At 67.4% G+C, this 20,046-nt stretch carries 19 protein-coding genes; 9 read left to right on the top strand and 10 right to left on the bottom strand.

From position 1 onward, the window contains the following. Positions 1-33: 33 nt before the first annotated feature. Both M9M90_RS09575 and M9M90_RS09570 read right to left on the bottom strand, forming a co-directional pair. Complete coding sequence (locus tag M9M90_RS09575; protein WP_254836925.1) at positions 34-1,398, bottom strand: PleD family two-component system response regulator; 1,365 nt, start codon at positions 1,396-1,398, stop codon at positions 34-36. 5 nt (positions 1,399-1,403) lie between these two features. Next, on the bottom strand, positions 1,404-1,769 hold the full coding sequence (locus M9M90_RS09570; protein ID WP_215340030.1) for a response regulator: 366 nt from the start codon (positions 1,767-1,769) through the stop codon (positions 1,404-1,406). Positions 1,770-1,868: 99 nt separating this feature from the next. Here M9M90_RS09570 and M9M90_RS09565 point away from each other — a divergent pair, with 99 nt between their 5' ends. The 5 genes from M9M90_RS09565 (at position 1,869) to clpA (ending at position 7,728) form a co-directional block, all read left to right on the top strand. Beyond that, positions 1,869-2,552 (top strand): hypothetical protein, encoded by a 684-nt coding sequence (locus M9M90_RS09565; RefSeq protein ID WP_254836924.1) that lies wholly within the window; start codon positions 1,869-1,871, stop codon positions 2,550-2,552. Positions 2,553-2,761: 209 nt separating this feature from the next. Further along, positions 2,762-3,649 carry an ROK family protein gene (locus M9M90_RS09560; protein ID WP_254836923.1) on the top strand — a complete coding sequence of 296 codons (888 nt, stop codon included), beginning with the start codon at positions 2,762-2,764 and terminating at the stop codon, positions 3,647-3,649. Continuing rightward, on the top strand, positions 3,646-4,914 hold the full coding sequence (locus M9M90_RS09555) for a DNA polymerase IV (protein WP_254836922.1): 1,269 nt from the start codon (positions 3,646-3,648) through the stop codon (positions 4,912-4,914). The genes M9M90_RS09560 and M9M90_RS09555 overlap by 4 nt, the downstream gene beginning before the upstream one ends. A 154-nt stretch (positions 4,915-5,068) precedes the next feature. Next, positions 5,069-5,398: an ATP-dependent Clp protease adapter ClpS gene (gene clpS / locus M9M90_RS09550; protein ID WP_254836921.1), complete on the top strand. Its 330-nt coding sequence runs from the start codon at positions 5,069-5,071 to the stop codon at positions 5,396-5,398. A gap of 8 nt (positions 5,399-5,406) precedes the next feature. After that, positions 5,407-7,728, top strand: coding sequence for an ATP-dependent Clp protease ATP-binding subunit ClpA (clpA, locus tag M9M90_RS09545; RefSeq protein WP_254836920.1), 2,322 nt, complete (start codon positions 5,407-5,409; stop codon positions 7,726-7,728). Positions 7,729-7,789: 61 nt separating this feature from the next. Here the strand turns inward: clpA and M9M90_RS09540 are convergent, their stop codons facing one another. Continuing rightward, positions 7,790-8,227: an HIT family protein gene (locus M9M90_RS09540; protein WP_254836919.1), complete on the bottom strand. Its 438-nt coding sequence runs from the start codon at positions 8,225-8,227 to the stop codon at positions 7,790-7,792. 60 nt (positions 8,228-8,287) lie between these two features. Here M9M90_RS09540 and M9M90_RS09535 point away from each other — a divergent pair, with 60 nt between their 5' ends. Beyond that, a complete protein-coding gene (locus M9M90_RS09535; protein ID WP_254836918.1) occupies positions 8,288-8,887 on the top strand; it encodes a DUF4287 domain-containing protein in 600 nt (199 codons plus the stop codon). A 19-nt stretch (positions 8,888-8,906) separates the two neighbouring features. Here the strand turns inward: M9M90_RS09535 and M9M90_RS09530 are convergent, their stop codons facing one another. The 4 genes from M9M90_RS09530 to M9M90_RS09515 form a co-directional block, all read right to left on the bottom strand. After that, the gene (locus M9M90_RS09530; RefSeq protein WP_254836917.1) at positions 8,907-10,067 is read right to left on the bottom strand and encodes a GNAT family N-acetyltransferase; all 1,161 of its coding nucleotides are present in this window, start codon (positions 10,065-10,067) and stop codon (positions 8,907-8,909) included. After that, the gene (locus M9M90_RS09525; RefSeq protein ID WP_254836916.1) at positions 10,064-10,810 is read right to left on the bottom strand and encodes a glycerophosphodiester phosphodiesterase family protein; all 747 of its coding nucleotides are present in this window, start codon (positions 10,808-10,810) and stop codon (positions 10,064-10,066) included. The genes M9M90_RS09530 and M9M90_RS09525 overlap by 4 nt, the downstream gene beginning before the upstream one ends. Next, complete coding sequence (locus M9M90_RS09520; RefSeq protein WP_254836915.1) at positions 10,807-11,268, bottom strand: RidA family protein; 462 nt, start codon at positions 11,266-11,268, stop codon at positions 10,807-10,809. The genes M9M90_RS09525 and M9M90_RS09520 overlap by 4 nt, the downstream gene beginning before the upstream one ends. 122 nt (positions 11,269-11,390) lie before the next feature. Continuing rightward, positions 11,391-11,825, bottom strand: coding sequence for a phasin family protein (locus M9M90_RS09515; protein WP_254836913.1), 435 nt, complete (start codon positions 11,823-11,825; stop codon positions 11,391-11,393). 302 nt (positions 11,826-12,127) lie between these two features. Here M9M90_RS09515 and M9M90_RS09510 point away from each other — a divergent pair, with 302 nt between their 5' ends. Beyond that, complete coding sequence (locus M9M90_RS09510; protein ID WP_254836912.1) at positions 12,128-13,441, top strand: D-alanyl-D-alanine carboxypeptidase; 1,314 nt, start codon at positions 12,128-12,130, stop codon at positions 13,439-13,441. 160 nt (positions 13,442-13,601) lie between these two features. Here M9M90_RS09510 and M9M90_RS09505 read toward each other — a convergent pair whose 3' ends face one another. Both M9M90_RS09505 and M9M90_RS09500 read right to left on the bottom strand, forming a co-directional pair. After that, positions 13,602-14,021 carry a DnaJ domain-containing protein gene (locus M9M90_RS09505; protein WP_254836911.1) on the bottom strand — a complete coding sequence of 140 codons (420 nt, stop codon included), beginning with the start codon at positions 14,019-14,021 and terminating at the stop codon, positions 13,602-13,604. A 1-nt stretch (position 14,022) separates the two neighbouring features. Further along, positions 14,023-14,841, bottom strand: a complete 819-nt coding sequence (locus M9M90_RS09500) for a division plane positioning ATPase MipZ (RefSeq protein WP_254836910.1) — start codon at positions 14,839-14,841, stop codon at positions 14,023-14,025. A 153-nt stretch (positions 14,842-14,994) separates the two neighbouring features. Here M9M90_RS09500 and panC point away from each other — a divergent pair, with 153 nt between their 5' ends. Then, a complete protein-coding gene (gene panC, locus M9M90_RS09495; protein WP_254836909.1) occupies positions 14,995-15,849 on the top strand; it encodes a pantoate--beta-alanine ligase in 855 nt (284 codons plus the stop codon). 68 nt (positions 15,850-15,917) lie between these two features. After that, a complete protein-coding gene (locus M9M90_RS09490) occupies positions 15,918-17,552 on the top strand; it encodes an NAD(P)/FAD-dependent oxidoreductase (RefSeq protein WP_254836908.1) in 1,635 nt (544 codons plus the stop codon). Here the strand turns inward: M9M90_RS09490 and M9M90_RS09485 are convergent. Beyond that, positions 17,536-19,974: a TonB-dependent receptor gene (locus tag M9M90_RS09485; protein ID WP_305885142.1), complete on the bottom strand. Its 2,439-nt coding sequence runs from the start codon at positions 19,972-19,974 to the stop codon at positions 17,536-17,538. The genes M9M90_RS09490 and M9M90_RS09485 overlap by 17 nt on opposite strands. Positions 19,975-20,046 lie beyond the last annotated feature (72 nt).

Genomic DNA, 20,046 nt, shown 5'->3' with positions numbered 1-20,046 from the left:
GAGACTGGGTGGCGTGCAGCCCCGCCTTGGCCGCTACGCCGCCCGTGCGATGACCTTGTTGCGCCCTGAAGCCTTGGCTTCGTAGACGGCCTCGTCGGCGCGCTTGAGAAGGTGCTCGGGCGTGTCCGCCGAGCCGATGGTCGCCGCGACGCCGATCGAGATGGTCACCGTCAGGAGCTCCGAGCCGCCCATGACGCGGAACGGCGAACCGGCCACGTGCAGGCGGATGCGTTCGGCGATCCGCTCGGCGTCCTCGATCTTGGTGTCGGGCATGACCACCACGAACTCCTCGCCGCCGTAGCGGCACGGCAGGTCGATGGCGCGCACGTTGGAGGCCAGGCGCACGGCGAACTCGCGCAGCACCTCGTCGCCGACATCGTGGCCGTAGCCGTCGTTGATCTTCTTGAAGTGGTCGATGTCGATCAGCAGGCAGGCGACCTCGTCGCCGCCCAGCGCCGCGCGCTTAACCAGAGCCTCGAGTTGCCCCACCATGTAGCGGCGATTGTGCAGGCCGGTGAGTTGGTCGGTGACCGCCAACTCCAGCGAATGATCGAGATTGTCGCGCAGATAGTCGGTGTAGCGCTTGCGGCGGATCTGGGTGCGCGCCCGGGCGGCCAGCTCCTGCGGGTCGATCGGCTTGGAGAGCACGTCGTTGACGCCGATCTCCAGGGCCTTCACTAGCCGCGAACGCTCGTCGAAGTCCACCACCGCCAGGATCGGCAGATGACGCGTGGCCTCGTCCGACCGCAGTTGAGCGGCGAAGCGCAGGCCGTCAAAGGACCGCGCCGTCGCATTGATGATGATCAGGTCGACCGGCCCCTTGGCGGTCATCATGGCCTTTTCCGGCGAGGTTTCGATCACCGGGCGATGCTCGATGGCCAGTTCGGCGGCCACCCGCTGGGCCTGGCGCTCATGGTCGTCGACAATGAGCACCCGACCGCCCGTGCCGCCCAGGCGCGAGGAGGCGCCGGCGATCACGCCCATCCGGCGGCCCGAGGCCTCCCGGTCGCGCAGCTCGTCGATCACCATCTTCAGCCGGGTCAGGCTGCGCACCCGGGCGAACAGCATGACGTCGTCGATGGGTTTGGTGAGGAATTCGTCGGCTCCGGCCTCGAGGCCGGCGATGCGGTCGGCGCGGCCGTCCAGCGCCGTCACCAGCACCACGGGCACGTGGCGGGTCTCGGGATCGTCCTTCAGCCGGCGGCAGACCTGGAATCCGTCCATGCCGGGCATCATCACGTCCAGCAGCACGATGTCGGGCTTCTCGGCCGCGGCGATAGCCAGCGCCGTCGGGCCGTCATAGGCCGTCAGCACCTCGTAGTACTCGGCGGTCAGCTTGGCTTCCAGCAGGCGGACGTTGGCCTCGATGTCATCGACCACGAGGATACGGGCGGACATGGCGACTAGCCCAGCAAGCGGCGGATCGTGTCGAGGAAGTGCGACACCGATATGGGTTTGGAGATGTAGGCCTCGCAGCCGCCTTCGCGAATGCGCTCCTCATCGCCCTTCATGGCGAAGGCGGTGACGGCCACGACCGGGATATGGGCGAGCTCGTCGTCTTCCTTCAGCCACTTGGTGACTTCGAGTCCCGAGATCTCCGGGAGCTGGATGTCCATGAGAATCAGGTCGGGGCGATGCTCTCGCGCCAAGGCGAGCGCCTGCAATCCCTCGCGGGTCTGCAGGGTTTCGTAGCCCTGGGCGTCGAGCAGATCATGAAACAGCTTCATGTTCAGCTCGTTATCCTCGACGATGAGGACTTTCTTGGCCATTGACGTCCCGACGATGCCGTCGAGGCTGCGCGAATCGAGCACCGCCCCCACCATTGAGACCTTGATCACACGGATATCCTTAAACTCGCGTTAGTCGCGATGGAGAGCCCGCTGACCGACACCCCGCCTTTCTCCGCCCGGCCAGTCAAACCGCCGAACCTGGCCGACCTCGGCGTCGATCCCGCGAAGCCGTTGTTGCTGGTGGACGTCGACGAGGTGCTGGGCCTGTTCATGGAAGGCTTTGGCCGATTCCTGGAAGGACGCGGCCTGGAGTTCAGGGTCGATCGCTTCGCCCTGTTCCAGAACATCTTCCGACCTGGAGAGGCCGAGCATCTGCCCATCGCCGACGGCCGGAACCACTTCGACGATTTCTTTCGCTATGGCTGCGGCGACATGGAGCCCGCGCCCGGCGCGGTCGGCGCGCTGGAGGCGCTATCGCGCCAGGCGAGCGTGGTGATCTTCACCAACGCCCCCGGGCCCGCCCGGCTGGCTAGGGCCCGCTGGCTGGGCCGCCACCGGATGGACTATCCGCTGGTGCTCAACACCGGGCCCAAGGGCCCGCTGGCGGCGGGCATGGCCAACCAGGTTCGCGCGCCGGCCGTCTTTGTCGATGACCTGATGTCCAACCTCGACTCGGTGGCCGAGAGCGCGCCGCACGTCATCCGTTTCCAGATGGTGGCTGACAGGCGGCTGCAGCCGCTCGCCCCCTCCGCGCCGGATCGCCACACCCGGATCGACGACTGGGACGAACTGCGCGCGGCCATTGAGGCGGCGATCGGCTGAAGCGTCAGGTCTCGGGCGCTGGCGCTGGGGCCGCCGGAGCGGCGCCGGCGGTCGCCAGCAGGGCGCAGGCCCACAATGCATGTCTCATGGAAGCTAACCTTCGGGGGAGCCAGGACGGTGGGTTCGAGCAACACCTCAGGGTGGCGCTGCAAAGATGCCGGGCCACGCGCCATTGAACTTCCCGTCGAAACGGAACAAACCATGACCCTATGATCCGCATCGGGGTGGATTTCGGCGGCACCAAGATCGAGGCTGCGGCGCTCGACGCCGACGGCCGTTTCCTGGCGCGCGTACGCGGGGCATCGCCAAGAACCTATGAGGCCGGACTGGAGGCAGTGCGCGACCTGGTGACCGAGGCGGAACGCCAAGCGGGCGCGACCGCCTCCCGGATCGGGGTCTGTGGGCCGGGCTCGCCCTCCCCGGCCACCGGCCTGATGCGCAACGCCAACTCCACCGAGTTGAACGGCCACCCTTTCCCACAGGACCTGGCGCGGACGCTCGGGCGGCCGGTGCGCTACGCCAACGACGCCAACTGCCTGGCCCTCTCCGAGGCCGCTGACGGCGCCGGCGCGGGGGAGCGCACAGTGTTCGCCGCCATCCTCGGCACCGGCTGCGGCGCGGGCATCACCGTGGACGGTCAAGTCCTGGAGGGTCGCAACGCCTTCGCCGGCGAGTGGGGCCACATGCCCCTGCCCTGGCCCAACGACGACGAACATCCGGGCCCCGCCTGCTGGTGCGGACGGCGAAACTGCATGGAGCTCTGGGTTTCCGGGACCGGTTTCGCCCGGGACGCCGGGGCGGCCAGCAGCGAGGCCGTGGTGGCCGCCGCCCGCGCAGGGGACGCCCAGGCCGCCGCGGCCCTGGACCGCTATGTGGACCGGCTGGCCCGCGGCCTGGCGGTGGTCTGTGACGTGATCGACCCGGACGTGATCGTCCTGGGGGGCGGCATGTCGAACCTGGCAGAACTCTATGCCCGCCTGCCCGGCGCCATCGCGCCCAGGGTCTTCTCCGACGTCTTCACCACCCCGGTGCGCGCCGCGCTGCACGGCGATTCCTCAGGCGTGCGCGGAGCGGCCTGGCTGTGGCCCGCGCCATGAGCGCGCTTTGCCGCGACTGCTTCACCAAGGGCGACTTCCTCCGCCGCTGTCCCGCCTGCGGTTCGCCGCGCGTCGCCGCCCATCCCGAACTCGACCGCCTCTCCATCGCCCACATGGACTGCGACGCCTTCTACGCCTCGGTGGAGAAGCGCGACGACCCGTCCCTGCGCGACAAGCCCCTGATCGTCGGCGGGGGAAAGCGCGGGGTGGTCACCACCTGCTGCTACATCGCCCGCATCTCCGGCGTCCGTTCCGCCATGCCGATGTTCAAGGCCCGGCAGCTCTGCCCCCAGGCGGTGATCCTGAGCCCCGACTTCACCAAGTACCGCACCGAGAGCCGGCGGATCATGGAGATGGTCCGCGCGCTCACACCCCTGGTCCAGCCGCTTTCGCTGGACGAGGCCTGGATGGACCTCTCGGGCACCGAGCGCCTGCACAAGGCCACGCCCGCCGAGACCCTGGCGCGGCTGCAGGCCCGGATCGAGGCCGAGATCGGCATCACGGTCTCCATTGGCCTGGCGCCCAACAAGTTCCTGGCCAAGATCGCCTCGGACCTCGACAAGCCGCGCGGCTTCTCGGTGATCGGCGGGGCCGACGCGGAGAGCTTCCTCGCCCCGAGGCCCGTGGGGATCATGCCCGGCGTCGGCCCGGCCATGGTCAAGTCCATGGAAGCCGCGGGCTATCGCACCGTCGGCGACCTGGCCCGGGCCGACATCAGGGACCTGGCCGAACGGTTCGGCGCCTATGGTTTGAGGCTGGCCGACCTCTCCCGCGGTCGCGACAACCGGGCGGTAAATCCCAACGAGGAGCGCAAAAGCATCAGCGCCGAGACCACCTTCAACGACGATCTCCGCACGGTGGAGGATCTGGAGGCCATGCTGGCACCGCTGTGCGAGAAGGTCGGCCGCCACGCCCGCGCCTCCGGCCTGGCCGGCAGGGTGGTGACGCTGAAGCTGCGGAGCACCGACTTCAAGATCCTCACTCGGCGGCGCGCCATACCGGTGCCGACCCAGACCGCCAGGACCCTGTTCGCCGTCGGGCGCGAACTGCTGGCCAAGGAGGCCAGGGGCCAGGCCTGGCGGCTGATCGGCATCGGCATCGCCGAACTGACCCCGGCGCAGACGCTGGAGCACGATCTGTTCGCCGGCGACGAGCGCCGCGCCCTGCTCACCGAAACCACGATCGACACGCTGCGAGCCCGATTCGGACCCGGAGCGCTCGCCTCGGGGCGTGCGTTTCGCTCGAAATCCTCACCCGAGGATTGAGCCCGCCTCTCGCAGGCGCCTTTCGGCGCGGCAAAAAGGCGCTGTTGGCGCATTCGGTACGGTCCGTAACGATTTCAACCCTTCCATACGGCCATCTTTTCCATATCTAATCCGTAGATAGAGCGACCCCGTGGTCGCCAGGAGACCTGTTCCGATGGCCGGGCGAAAGCAAGGTGATCAAGAGACGGGCGTCAAGTCGGCGGTCATCACCCAGACCAAGCCGAAGACGCAGAAGCCGTCGATGTACCGGGTGCTGATCTTGAACGACGACTATACTCCAATGGAGTTCGTCGTTTACGTACTTGAGCAGTACTTCAACAAGTCGCGCGAAGATGCGACGCGTATCATGCTGCATGTCCACCAACACGGGGTGGGGGTTTGCGGCGTGTTCACCTACGAAGTGGCGGAAACAAAGGTGGCCCAGGTCGTTGATACCGCGCGGCGGCATCAACATCCGCTTCAGTGCACCATGGAAAAGGATTGAGGCCCAGATTGCCGTCATTCTCGCGCCATCTCGAAGAATCCCTCCACCGCGCCGTGGCGTTCGCCAATCAGCGAAAGCACGAGTATGCGACCCTCGAGCACTTGCTGCTCTCCCTCATCGACGATGAGGACGCCGCTGGCGTGATGCGCGCCTGCGACGTCGAACTCGGCGCTCTGAAGACAACTCTCACCAACTACGTGGACAACGAGCTCCGCTCCCTGGTGGTCGACGACGGGGAGGACGCCAAGCCGACCTCCTCCTTCCAGCGGGTGATCCAGCGGGCCGTGATCCACGTCCAGTCCTCGGGCCGCGAGGAGGTGACCGGCGCCAATGTGCTGGTGGCGATCTTCTCCGAGCGCGAGAGCCACGCCGCGTACTTCCTGCAAGAGCAGGACATGACCCGCTACGACGCCGTGAACTACATCGCCCACGGCATCGCCAAGAAGGCCGGCGCGGAAGCCGCCAAGCCGGTCAAGGGGTCCGAGGACGAGGACAAGCCCGCGGTCAAGACCGGCGGCGAGGCGCTCGAGGCCTATTGCGTCAATCTCAACGAGAAGGCCAAGCAGGGTAAGGTCGATCCGCTGATCGGCCGGGCCAACGAGGTCGAGCGCTGCATCCAGATCCTGTGCCGGCGCACCAAGAACAACCCGCTGCTGGTGGGCGACCCAGGCGTCGGCAAGACCGCCATCGCCGAGGGCCTGGCGCGCAAGATCATCAACAACCAGGTCCCCGAGGTCCTGGCCGGCGCGACCATCTTCTCGCTCGACATGGGCTCGCTGCTGGCTGGCACCCGCTATCGGGGCGACTTCGAAGAGCGCGTGAAGCAGGTGGTCAAGGAGCTGGAGAACCACCCCGACGCCATCCTGTTCATCGACGAGATCCACACGGTGATCGGCGCGGGCGCGACCAGCGGCGGGGCCATGGACGCCTCCAACCTGCTGAAGCCGGCGCTCGCTTCCGGCACCCTGCGGTGCATGGGCTCGACGACCTACAAGGAGTTCCGCCAGCACTTCGAGAAGGACCGGGCCCTGGTCCGCCGGTTCCAGAAGATCGACGTCAACGAGCCGACGATCGAGGACACCATCAAGATCCTCAAGGGCCTGAAGACCTACTACGAGGATTTCCACAAGCTCCGCTACACCAACGACGCCATCAAGGCGGCCGTGGAGCTGTCGGCCAAGTACATCACCGACCGCAAGCTGCCCGACAAGGCCATCGACATCATCGATGAGGCCGGGGCCGGCCAGATGCTGCTGCCCGAAGCCAAGCGGAAGAAGATCATCGGCCTGAAGGAAGTGGAGGCGGTGGTCGCCAAGATCGCCCGCATCCCGCCGAAGTCGGTGTCCAAGACCGACACTGAGGCGCTGAAGCAGCTCAACGACGATCTGAAACGCGCGGTCTACGGCCAGGACGAGGCCATCGCCCAGCTGTCGGCAGCCATGAAGATGGCGCGCGCCGGCCTGCGCGACGCCAACAAGCCGATCGGCTGCTACCTCTTCTCGGGTCCCACCGGCACCGGCAAGACGGAGACCGCCCGTCAGCTCGCCTCGACCATGGGCATCGAGCTTCTGCGCTTCGACATGAGCGAGTACATGGAGCGCCACACGGTCAGTCGCCTGATCGGCGCGCCTCCCGGCTATGTCGGGTTCGACCAGGGCGGCCTGCTCACCGACGCCGTCGACCAGCACCCGCACTCGGTGGTGTTGCTCGATGAAATTGAGAAGGCCCACCCGGACGTCTTCAACATCCTGCTGCAGGTCATGGACCACGGCGTCCTCACCGACGCCAACGGCAAGAAGGTCGACTTCCGAAACGTGGTCCTGATCATGACCACGAACGCCGGCGCCTCCGACGCGCAGCGCAACTCCATCGGCTTCGGCCGCGGCAAGCAGGACGACGAGGTCGACGAGGCCCTGAAGCGCCTGTTCACCCCGGAGTTCCGCAACCGCCTGGACGCCGTGGTGCCCTTCAAGTCGCTCACCCAGGACATCATCCGCCAAGTGGTGCAGAAGTTCGTCATGCAGCTCGAGGCCCAACTGGCCGACCGCCACGTGACGATCGAGACCACCGAGGAAGCGGCCGACTGGCTGGCCAAGAACGGTTTCGACGAGCTGTACGGCGCCCGGCCCCTGGCCCGGGTCATCCAGGAGCACATCAAGAAGCCCCTGGCCGACGAGATTCTGTTCGGCAAGCTGGTCAAGGGCGGCCACGTCAAGGTGGTGCTCAAGGACGCCAAGCTGGCCTTCGAGATCGAGGGCGACGACCGCGTCCCCGGGGCCCCTATCATCGAGGGCCCGGCCGAGGAGACCGCCGAGGCGCTGGCCGACTAAGGCTTCACCTCAAGTTCCGACGAGAACCCCAGGCATCGCCTGGGGTTTTTCGTTTGGGGGCCTAGGCGATCTGGGCCGCGATCTGCTCGGCCAGGGCCTTGAGTGCGGCGGGGTCGGCCATGCCGCCCTCCCCGTGGCGGCCCAGCGCCACGCCTTCCCAGCGCGGGATGATGTGGAAGTGCAGGTGGAAGATGGTCTGGCCGGCCGGGGCGCCGTTGAACTGGCTGACCATGATCCCATCCGGATTGAGCGCGGCGCGCACCGCGCGCGTCACCCGCTGAACGCCCAGGATCAGGGGCTGCAGCACCTGCGGCTCCTCGTCCATCAGGTTGCGCGCCACGGAGTGCTTGGGGATCACCAGGGTGTGGCCCCGGCTCTGTGGGAAAACGTCCATGAAGGCGAAGACCTCGCCGTCCTCGAACACCTTGGCGCAGGGCGCCTCCCCGCGCAGGATCTTCGCGAAGATGTTGCCGTCGTCGTAGGTCCCGTCCAGGCTCATGGTCCGCGCTCCGTGGTGCTTAGGCGAGCGTGGTAGCAAATTGCGCCGGGAGGCGGAACGATGGGAACGAGCGGAAAAGGAGCGGGAGCCACGACAACCGGCCTCACCGCACGGCAGCAGAAGTGGTTCGACTCCGTCCAGTCCAGCCTGGAACGTGACACCGGCAAGACCCTCGACGAGTGGGTGGCCATCGCCCGGACCTGTCCGGAGAGCAAACCAAGGGCCCGAGCCGACTGGCTGCGGATGCACCATGGGCTGGGGATCAACCGGGCGTTTCACGTGCTGGGCGTGGCCTTCCCGTCCGGCGAGGGCTGGGATCAGCCGGACAAGCTGCGCGCCGCGCTGTGGACCGATCCGGCCTCGCTGAGGCTCCTTGAGGCGGTGGAGACGGCGGTGAGCGCCCTGCCCGAGGTGGTCACCGGCCAGCGCAAGGGCTTCACGGCCTTCTCGCGCAAGGTGCAGTTCGCCGCCGTGCGGCCGCTGAAGGACGGACTGGCGGTTTTGGGCCTGGCGCTGACGCCGGACGCCGATCCGCGCCTGGACACTCCGAGAAACGAGAGCTGGTCCGAGCGGCTGAAGGCCAAGCTCGTGCTGGATCTTCCGGAGCAGGTGGACGGGCGGGTTCGGGCGCTGCTGAGACAGGCCTGGGAGCGGTCATGATATTCCGCCCATCCCGGCGTCACCCCTGCCGGAACGGCGAAAACTCCTCCGCCAGCCATTCCATCTCCCCGCCCACGGCCTCGCGCTCGCGGCGCACGAAGTCCTCCACCGGCCCGCGCAGCATGGGGTCGGCGATGTAGTGGGCGGAATAGACGGGGCTGGGCAGGTAGCCGCGGGCGATCTTGTGCTGGCCCTGGGCGCCGGCCTCGACGCGGGCGAGGCCGTGGTCGATGGCCCACTCGATGGCCTGGTAGTAGCAGAGCTCGAAATGCAGGAACGGCACGTCCTCGATGCAGCCCCAGTTGCGGCCATAGAGGCAGTCGCCGCCGATCAGGTTGAGCGCCCCGGCGATCCAGCGGCCGTTGCGCCTCGCCATCACCAGGAGCACCCGGTCGGCCATCCGCTCACCCAGCAGTGAGAAGAACAGCCGGTTGAGATAGGGCCGGCCCCATTTGCGCGAGCCAGTGTCCATATAGAAGGCGAAGAAGGCGTCCCAGTGATCCTCGGTGATCTCCGCGCCGGTGAGCGCCAGGATTTCCACCTCCGCCTGGGCGTCGCGCCGCTCGCGGCGGATGGTCTTGCGTCGGCCGGACGACAGGGCGCCCAGGAAGCCGTCGAAGTCCGCGTATCCGCGATTCTCCCAATGGTACTGCTGGCCCTGGCGCAGGGAGAGCCCCTGCCCCGCCAGCCACTCGCCCTCGGCCTTGGTGGGGAAGTTCACGTGCAGGGACGAGGCGTCATAGCGCTCGCACAGCGCCAGCGCGCCGCCCAGCAGGATCGGCCAGGCCAGCAGTGGATCCACGTCCGGCCGCACCAGCAGCCTGGGTCCGGTGGCCGGGGTGAACGGCGCGGCCGACACCAGCTTGGGATAGTAGCGCCCGCCGGCGCGCTCGTAGGCGTCGGCCCAGGCGTGGTCGAAGACGTATTCGCCCTGGCTGTGGGACTTCAGATAAAGCGGCATGACCGCGGCGACCTCGCCCGCCTCGTCCTCCACCGAAAGATGGTGCGGCCCCCAGCCGGCGCGCTCCAGGGCGCAGCCGGACTCCTCGGCGATGTCGAGGAAGTCGAAGGCCATGAAGGGATTGGCGGCGTAGGCCGGGTTCGCGGCGCAGGCCTGCCACGACTCGCGGCCGATCTCGGCGATCCGGCGGCTGACCTTCACCGCCGCCTTCAGGCTCACGCGGCGAAACCCTCGAAGATCAGGTTGTCGCAATGGGGCTTGAGGGCCTCCCATTGGACCGGATCGCGCACCGTCCAGGCCACGACCGGCATCCCCTTGTCGCGAAAGGCCTTGGCGCGGGGATCGCCGACCATGTCCACGCTGAGCGCCAGGAAGTGCGGCCGGGCGATGGCAACGTGCTCAAGCCGGGCGAAGGCCTCGCGTTGTTCCTCGGCCAGGTGCGGCGCACGCTTGTAGTTGTAGCTGTCCAGACCCCGCAGAACGCCCGGGAACCGGTCGGCGAACCAGGCGTGGGAATAGGGATTGAACCCGATCACGCAGACCGGGCCCGCATGGTCGATCAGGATGTCGTGCACCCGTTGCTCCAGCGGACCGACCTCGCCGAACGGGGTCTTCAGCTCCACATGCACCATGGCCCGTTGGCCGACGATGGCCAGGGTGTCCATCAGGGTCGGGATCGGCTCGTCGGTTTCCTTCAGCCGCAGCTCGGCCAGGTCGGCGGCGGTGCGATCACGCAGACGCCCGGTGGCCCCGGTCATCCGCTCCAGATCTTCATCGTGGAACACCATGGCCTCGCCGTCGGCCGAGAGCTGGACGTCCAGCTCGATGCCGTAGCCGGCCTTGCAGGCGGCCTGGAAGGCGCCCAGCGAGTTCTCCGGCGCGCCGTCCTTGGCCCAGAGGCCGCGATGGGCCACCGGCGGGTGGAACAGGAGGTCCCAGGCCTCGCCGAACTGGGTGTTCACGTGACCTCCACCACCGCGTCGACTTCGACGGCGAAGTTCATCGGCAGGCGATAGACCCCGACGGCCGAGCGGGCATGCTTGCCCGCGTCGCCGAACGCCGCGACCATCACGTCGGAACAGCCGTTCACCACCTGGGGGATTTCGAAGAAGCTCGGGCCGGCCTGGACGAAGCCGCCCAGCTTGACCACCCGCACCACCCGGTCGAGGTCGCCTTCGCAGGCGGCCTTCATCTGGGCCAGAAGGTTGATTCCGCAGAGCCGCGCGGCCGCCTTGGCGGTCTCGGCGTCCACGTCCTCGCCGACGATCCCGCGCACGCCGCCCGAAGCGTCGAACGAGACCTGGCCCGAGATGTGGACGATCGAACCGGTCCTCACGAACGGGACGTAGTTGGCGACCGGAGGATTGGGCTGCGGCAGGACGATGCCGGCGACGGCTAGGCGTGCTTCGACTTGAGACATGGATGCAGGTCTAGCGCCCGCCCCCGCCCCGGAAAAGTAAAAAGGCCCACGCCGTTTCCGGTGTGGGCCTCTTCAGGGTCAGCCGCGCAGGTACGCAGCGCGGCTGAGGGAGACTTTGGGTCTTAGCGGGCGGCCTGCAGGCGCTCGACGGCGGCGGTGACGCGCTCGTTCAGCGGCTTCATGCTGTCCTTCACCGAGGCCGAGACGATCTCGGACATCTTGCCCACTTCGGCCATGTAGGCTTCGAGGGCGGTCTTGGCGAAGGAGGTCTGCAGCTCGACCACTTCCTGGATCGACTTGGCGCCCGAAAGCGACTTGGCGGCGGCGACTTGGTCTTCCACGGCCTTCTTGGAGTAGGCCATGGCCTGGGCGCCCAGGGCTTCAGCGCCCTTGGTCGAAGCGGTCACCGAGGCGATGACGGCTTCCAGGTTCTTCTTGGAATGGGCGTTGACTTCGTTCAGCGAAGCCAGGGACTTCTCGACGGCGTCCTTGAAGGCGACGTTGCCGGCGGCGGTGAACTGCTCGACGGTGTTCTTGACGGTTTCGGCGGCGGCCATGGGATGTTCTCCTGAGGTCGGTTGTAGGGGCGGCGGACGCCGCAATGCAAACTGGGCAGGGCGGAACTGCTTTGAACTCGCAGCCTATTTCTCATGTTGCAGTGCAGCAGTCAAGGGCCTTTTGTGCAGTGCAACATCGCCTCCTACGCGAGCGATCACGGCAGTGTTGATCGGCGAAACCGCGACAAATGGGCTCGTTCAAGCCTTGTTTACCCTCGCGCAAGGTTAGTCCTGGCATGGTAGGGTTCTTGTAAGGCGGCCGGGGGGTCGCCCAACCCTTTGATTCGACGGACGAACCGCCCATGTTCGAGCGCGCCCGCCACCTGTTTGTCGCCCTTGGTCTCGCGGTCGCCACCGCGTTCGCGCCCTTGGCCACGACCGCTCAGGCTCAAATCCCCTATCTGTCGCTGTCCAGCCAGCCGAAGTACGCGGCGGTGGTCGTCGACGCCAAGACCGGGGAGGTATTGTACGCCAAACGCGCGGACAGCCCGCGCTATCCCGCCTCGATCACAAAGGTGATGACGCTCTATCTGGCCTTCGAGGCGCTCGCCTCGGGCCGGCTGAAGCTGGACGATCCCGTCATGATCTCGCCGCGCGCCGCGGCGCAGGCGCCGACCAAGCTCGGCCTCGCCGCCGGCCAGACCCTGACCGTCGAAGAAGCCATGTCGGCCATGGCCACCAAGTCGGCTAACGACATCGCCGTCGCCCTGGCCGAGAAGCTGGGCGGATCAGAAGCCCGCTTTGCCGCCATGATGACCCTGCGGGCCCAGGAGCTGGGCATGCAGAACACCCGCTTCGTCAACGCATCGGGCCTGCCCGACAGTCGCCAGATCTCCACCGCCCGCGACATCGCCATCCTGTCGCGCGCCGTGATGCGCGACTATCCGCAGTATTATGGGCTGTTCGGCACCCGGTCGTTCAGCTTCCGCGGCGTCTCGATGCGCAACCACAATGGCATGCTCAACACCATGCCCGGCGTGGACGGGATCAAGACCGGCTACACCAACGCCTCGGGCTTCAACATCGCGGTCTCGGCGGTGCGCAACAACCGCCGCCTGATCACCGTGGTCCTGGGCGCCCCCTCCACCGCCTGGCGGAACAACAACGCCACCCAACTGCTGACCACCGGCTTCGAGGTCATGGCCCGCCGCGACCGCGGCGAGAACATCACCGTGGCCCAGAACTATTTCGAGCCGCCGCCGCAGGGCCAGACCATGCAGCGCAGCATCGAACAGGGCGACAACGACACCGAGGGCGCGAAGATCATGCTCGCCTCGGCCGCGTCCGGCGCGTCGGCCTCCAAGGTCAAGATCGTCGAGCCGTCCAAGAGCTCCCTGCGCGACGGCAGGAAGGACGACGACAAGAAATCGTCGAAGAAGCCGGGCAAGTGGGCCGTCCAGGTCGGCGCCTTCAAGTCCAAGTCCGACGCCAAGGAACAGCTGACCTTCGTCAACAAGCGCTTCGGAAAGATCTTCGGTGACGCCGACGGCTCGGTGGACAAGGGCGGCGGCAAGTATCAGGCCCGCTTCACCGGCTTCAACGAATCGGCCGCCAAGGGCGCCTGCCAGGCCCTGAAGGCCAAGCGCCTGGCCTGCATGGTCGTCCGTCCGGCCTAGAGACTGTCTGCTCTAAGTGCTCCCCCTCTGGGGGAGCTGTCCGCCGAATGGCGGACTGAGGGGGACTTTGATTTTTGCTTTTAGGGCTTCAGCCCCCTCGGACACGTCGCCGAAGAGGGCGACGCGCCACCTCCCCCAGAAGGGGAGGATCTAGTAGATCTCACCTCTTCAGAAGCTTGTCCCGCGCGGCGTTGAGCTGCGCGGCAAGGCCGCTGGTGCCGCCCTTGTCCGGGTGGGCCATGCGCATCAGCCGCGTATAGGCCGCCTGGATCTGCTCGGCTGAGGCGTCCGGCGACACGCCCAGGATCGAGCGCGCCTCCGAATCGCTGAGCTTGCCCGAGAGCGACGGGACGCCAAGGCCCGTCCGGCGGGTGGAGACCGCGAGCCAAAGGCCCATGACCACCAGGACGATCGACTTGCCCCAGCCGCCGCGCACGCCGACATAGGCGGCCGCGGCGAAACAGGCGAGCGCCAGCACCCCGGCCAGGAACCGCCACTCACGCCGTTTCAGGATAGGTTTCCCCCGGCTGGCCCAGATGAACAGCGCCAGGGCCGCGCAGCCGATGGCGACATAGGTCATCCTATTGCGCGGCCAGAAGCTCGTCGCCCGAGGTCAGCCCCAGGCAGCCCATCAGCGCCCGCAGTTCCTGGCGCGCGGCCACATGCTGCAGCGACATGGCCACCGGACGGATGGTCGGCGACAGGTCGGCGACGGTCAGGCCGAATGGAAACAGCTCGCGATAGATCACCCGGTCGCGAAGGCCTGGGCCGACGCGGAATCCCACGCGGCGCGACAGGGCCTGGACCCGCTCGTCCAGCCGCTTGCGGTTGCGCGCCTCGGTGGGCGCCAGGCGGTTGCGCAGCACCACCCAGTCGATGGACTTGCCGCTGGCGGCGGCCTTGACCTTGCGGCTGTTCCACACGGTCTCGGAATAAAGGCTGGGGCGCTTCAGATCGAGGGTGACCGGATCGACGATGCCCAGCATGTCGAAGTCCACGAAGCTGTCGTTCATGGGCGTGACGATCAGATCCGCCAGGCCGTGGGCGGCGCGGCTGATCGCCGTGTCGCCGCCGGGCGTGTCGATCAGCACATAGTCGACCTGGTCCGACACCTTCTCGAAGGCGTCCTCGAAATGGGCCATGGCCTCGGCGTCGGGGGCGCGGGCGAGTTCCGCGGCCAGATGGTGTTCGACGGGCATCGGCGCGCTGACGCCGTTGGCCGCCAGCCAGGCGGCGCGGTGGGCGAAGAAGTGGCCCATGGACTGCTGGCGCAGGTCCAGGTCCAGGATCGCGACGCGGCCCCCGCCATGCAGCAGCCCCGTCGCGAGATGGATGGCGATGGTGGACTTGCCCGCCCCGCCCTTCTCGTTGCCGACGATGATCACCTTGGCCTGCGCCATCGAACCCCAGCTCCAGTTGATTCTAGAGGTTAACAGGAGCCTCAGGCCCGACGCGGCGTCAACGCGCTGTTGGTCGCGGGCTGTGGATGGAATGGACGTTCGCGGCCCGGCGCGCCATAAGCCGCCTCGCCCATCGCCCCTGGAGCCCCTCGCATGACCGCCATCGCCATCGTCCGCACCGTAGCCGACCTGCGCGCCGCCGTGGCCGCCTGGAAGAAGGCGGGTGAGCGGGTGGCCATGGTCCCCACCATGGGCGCCCTGCACGAGGGCCACCTGTCGCTGGTGGCCCTGGCCAGGACCAAGGCCGAGCGGGTGGTGGCCTCGATCTTCGTCAATCCCACGCAGTTCGGGCCCAACGAGGACTTCGACGCCTATCCGCGCGGCGAGGCGCGGGACGCCGAGCTGCTGGCCGGCGCCGGCTGCGACCTGTTGTTCGCCCCGACGGTGGCGCAGATGTACGCCCCGGGATTCTCCACCAGGATCGACGTGACCGGCGTCTCCGAGCCCCTGGACGGCGCGGCCCGGCCCGGCCATTTCGGGGGCGTCGCCCTCATCGTCGCCAAGCTGCTGATCCAGTGCGGCCCGGACGTGGCGGTGTTCGGCGAGAAGGACTACCAGCAGCTCCAGGTCATCAAGCGCCTGGTCGAAGACCTGGACATCCCTGTCGAGATAATCGGGGCCCCCACGGCCCGGGCCCCCGACGGCCTGGCCCTCTCCTCCCGCAACGCCTACCTGACCCCGGCCGAGCGCGAAATCGCCCCGGCCCTGGCCGCGGCGCTCACCGAGGCCGGCCGTCGCCTCCGCGCCGGCGAGAGCGTCGAACGGGTCGAGGCCACCGGCCTGGCCGCCCTGGAACGCGCCGGCTTCCAGAAGATCGACTATTTCGAGGTCCGTCACCCCGCCGACCTGTCGCGCCTGGGTCCCGGCCCCATCGAGGGCGAGGCCCGCATCCTGGCGGCCGCCCACCTGGGCAAGACCCGGTTGATCGACAACATGGCCGTCGGCTGACGGGAGTCGTTTTTCTCAGCACGGCCAAAAAGACGCGCTAACGTGGATATCTCACGGGAGCGACCGTCATGTCCGCCACGCCCTCCTCCGCCACCACGGTCGACGCCGTCGTCGTCGGCGCCGGCTTCTCCGGCCTCTATATGCTGCACCGACTGCGCGAACTGGGCCTGACGGCGCGGCTGTTCGAGGCGGCCAGCGGGGTCGGCGGCACCTGGTGGTGGAACCGCTATCCCGGCGCCCGGGTCGATATCGAGAGCATGGAATATTCCTACTCCTTCTCCGAGGAGCTGGAGGCCGCCTGGGAGTGGAGCGAGCGCTACGCCACACAGCCCGAGCTGCTGGCCTATCTCGACCACGTGGCCGAACGCTTCGACCTGAAGCGCGACATCCAGTTCGACACCCGCGTGACCGCCGCCACCTTCGACGAGACCGCCAACCGCTGGACGGTCGAGACCGATCGCGGCGACCGGGTCTCGGCCCGCTATTGCATCATGGCCACCGGCTGCCTGTCGGTGGCCAATGCCCCGGACTTCCCGGGCCTCGAGAGCTTCAAGGGCAAGACCTATCAGACCGGCCACTGGCCCCACGAAGGGGTCGATTTCACCGGCCAGCGAGTCGGCGTGATCGGCACCGGGTCCTCGGCCATCCAGTCGATCCCGCGGATCGCCGAGCAGGCGGCGCACCTGAACGTCTTCCAGCGGACGCCGAACTTCAGCGTGCCCGCCCACAACGGCCCCCTCGATCCCGCCTTCCTCGCCGACTGGAAGGCCAACCGCGCCCAGTATCGCCGGGAGGGCCGCGAGAACGGCTTCGGCATCCGGGCCCTGGACTCCTCCGAGCAACTGGCCGTCGAGACTCCGCCCGAGGAACGCAGGCGAATCTACGAGGAACGCTGGGCGAAGGGCGGCTTCAGCCTGGTGGGAGCCTTCGCCGACCTGATCTTCGATCCGGCCGCCAACGCCTCGGCCGCCGAGTTCGTGGGATCCAAGATTCGCGAGATCGTCGAGGATCCCCAGGTGGCCGAGACCCTCTTCCCGCGGTCCTATCCCATCGCCACCAAGCGCCTCTGCGTCGATACGGACTACTACGCCACCTTCAACCGCGACAACGTCACCCTGGTGGACGTCGCCACCGCGCCGATCGAGACCATCACGCCCAACGGCCTGCGGACCACCGAGGCCGAGTACGAACTCGACGCCATCGTGTTCGCCATCGGTTTCGACGCCATGACCGGGGCGCTCAACAGCATCGATATCCGCGGGCGCGGGGGCTTGGCGCTGAAGGACCGCTGGGCCGAAGGCCCCCGCACCTATCTGGGCCTGATGGTCGCCGGGTTCCCGAACCTGTTCATCGTCACGGGCCCCGGCAGCCCCTCGGTGCTGTGCAACATGGCCGTGGCCATCGAACAGCATGTCGGCTGGATCGCCGACTGCATCGGCCACCTGAGCGAACGCCAGCTCGCCGCCATCGAAGCCACGGCTGGCGCCCAGGACGCCTGGGTCGACCACGTCAACGAGGTGGCCGACATGACCCTCTATCCCCAGGCCAACTCCTGGTACATCGGGGCCAACGTCCCAGGAAAACCCCGGGTGTTCATGCCCTATATCGGCGGCTTCCCGGCCTATCGCGAGAAGTGCGAGCAGGTCGCCGCCGCGGGCTATGAGGGGTTCGCCCTGTCGTCGGCGGCTAGTACTTTAGGGTGAAGGCCGCGCCGAAGGTCCGGGTGGCGCCCGGGAAGCGGACCACCACATTGGCGTTGCTGCTGACCGCGCTCCAGTAATACTCGTCGGTCAGGTTGCGGCCCCAGAGCGAGACCTCCCAGCGGTCGTCCAGCCTGTGGAGGCCGATACTGGCGTTCAGCGTGCCGTAGTCGGGCACGGCGAACAGCGGATTGCCCTCCAGGTCCGAGCGGGACTTGGACTGGTAGCGGCCGTTGATCGCCGCCTGCAGACCCAGGCCCGCGGTAAGGTCGCGCTTGTAGATAAGAGTCAGGCTGCCCTGGAACTTGGGGCTGTAGAGGAAGGGCGCGCCGTCAAAGTCCTGCGGCTTGCCGGCTGAGTTGATCCCCACATAGTCCTGCACCTCGGTGTGCAGCCAGGTTCCAGAGGCCATGGCCGTCAGCTCCGGCGTCACCCGCCAGGTCACGTCGCCATCCAGGCCGTAGGCCTTGGACTTCGGCACGTTGGCGAGCCTGGCCAGGGCCGTGTAGATCGGATCGGCGAAATAGACGCTGAGCTGCTTGTCCTCGTAGTCGTAGTAGAAGACCGAGGCGTTGGCCTGGACGCGCCGCTCGAACAGCGCCGCCTTGACGCCGGCCTCGTAGGCCAACAGCAGTTCCTGCCGGGCCGGGGCGTTCTGGGTCGAGATGTTGGCGGCGTTGACCGGGGTCGCGCCGGCCTTGGCCCCGCGCGAGACCGAGACATAGGTCAGGACTTCAGGCGTCGGCTTCCAGTCCAGCCCCACCCGCCAGGCCAGGTTGTCCTCATCCAGCACCGAGGTCACCAGGCCGAAGCTGTGCGTGGTGGGATTGAAGGTGTTGCACTGGCCTTGCGAGATCGGCGCGACCAGGCCGTGGACCGCCGAGAACAGGAATCGGTTGGTGATGTTCACATTGGGCAGCATGTTGCCGTTGAAGTCGCGCGAGCAGCCTGCGTAGTCCTGCTTGTCCTTGGTGTAGCGCAGGCCGGTCGTCAGCTTCAGGGCCTCGGTCAGCCGCCAGTCGGCATTGGCGAAGACGCTCTTAGTGGTGGTTTCGATGTCGCCCTGGTCGCGATAGGTGCGGAAGGCCTGACTGGCTTGCAGGGCGGTGTAGCCGCCGCTGTTGAACGGAGTGGCCAAGAGCTGGTTCGTGTAGAACCGGATCGTCCCGACATTGGCGTTCTGACCCAGCAGCGTGCGGTTGGAATCGAGGATCTCGTCGCGGCCGTAATAGACGCCGACCAGCCAGTTCGCGCGCTCGGTCTCACCCTCGAAGTGCAGCTCCTCGGCGAAGGATTCGATCTCTCCCACCGCGTGCTGCACCAGGACCTCGTAGGGCGCGCCGCTCCAGTCGAACACCGCGTCGCGCTCGAGCTTGTTGAAGCTGGTCAGCGACACCAGGCGCACGCCGTTGGCGAAGTCGTAGTCCACCCGCAGCTTACCGGCGTGGAAGGTGTTGCCCTCCCGCAGCGGCCCGCTGATCCCCAGGCCCGTGCCCACGTCGGTGGCGCGCGTCGCGTAGGGCGCCCAGTCGCCCTGGCTGGCCTGGGTCGGCGGGTTGGCGGCGATATAGTTCACCAATCCCGGCGCGTTGAAGGGGCTGGCCGCTGTCGCCGGCGTGAAGCCAATTCCTTGGGCCGCCACCGTGTCGGAGCGGTTGAGCCACCCGGAATAGGAAACGTCGATGCTCAGCGCTTCTGTCGGCTGGAAAGCCAGGGCCGCGCGGATGCCCCGGCGATGCACCTCCCCCTGCCGCTCGCCCCGGGTGTTGGAGATCTGCCATCCCTTGTCGCTGTCGTCGGTCCGGAAGGAGATGCGTCCCTGGACTTTCTCGCCCAGCGGGCCGCTCACATAGCCTTCGAGATTATGCGTGCCGTAGTTGCCGAATTCGGCGGTGAACGAGGTCTGGAAATCCTCGGTCGGCTTGTTGGTGACGAAGTCGATCAGGCCCGCGGTGGTGTTGCGACCGTAGAGCGTGCCCTGTGGCCCTTTCAGCACTTCCACCCGCTCCAGGTCGAAGATCGGGCCGGTGTTCATCATCGGGTAGGCGTAGGCGACCTCGTCCACATAGGTCCCGACCGTGGAGGTCGCCGACATGTTGATCGTGTTGAAGCCGATGCCCCGCAGCGTATAGGTCGGCACGCCCTGATAGCTCTGCGAGACCGAGAAGCTCGGCACGATGCTGGCCAGGTCCTTGACGTTGGTCACGTGCAGGTCGGCGAGCTGTTCGCCGCGGAACGCCTGGATGGCCATTCCCACCGTATTGGCGCTCTCTTCTCGCCGTTGGGCCGTGACCACGATGGTCTCGACCATGGTGTCGGAGCTCTCCGCCGGAGCGGTCTGGGCCCAGGCCGTGTCCAGGCTCAGCAGGGCCATGGTCGAGACGCCAAGCGCCAGTATGGCGCGCCGCGTGTGCGTCATGTTCATTCGATTCCGCTCCCCAACTAGGTTCGGCCGCCTTCATCGGGCGGCCGCAATCTTGGGATCCAGGCTCGCCAA

This window comes from Phenylobacterium sp. LH3H17 (genome assembly GCF_024298925.1).
Taxonomy (GTDB): domain Bacteria; phylum Pseudomonadota; class Alphaproteobacteria; order Caulobacterales; family Caulobacteraceae; genus Phenylobacterium.
Note: the sequence above shows the minus strand (reverse complement) of the source record. Positions and strands in the feature narration are given on the sequence as shown.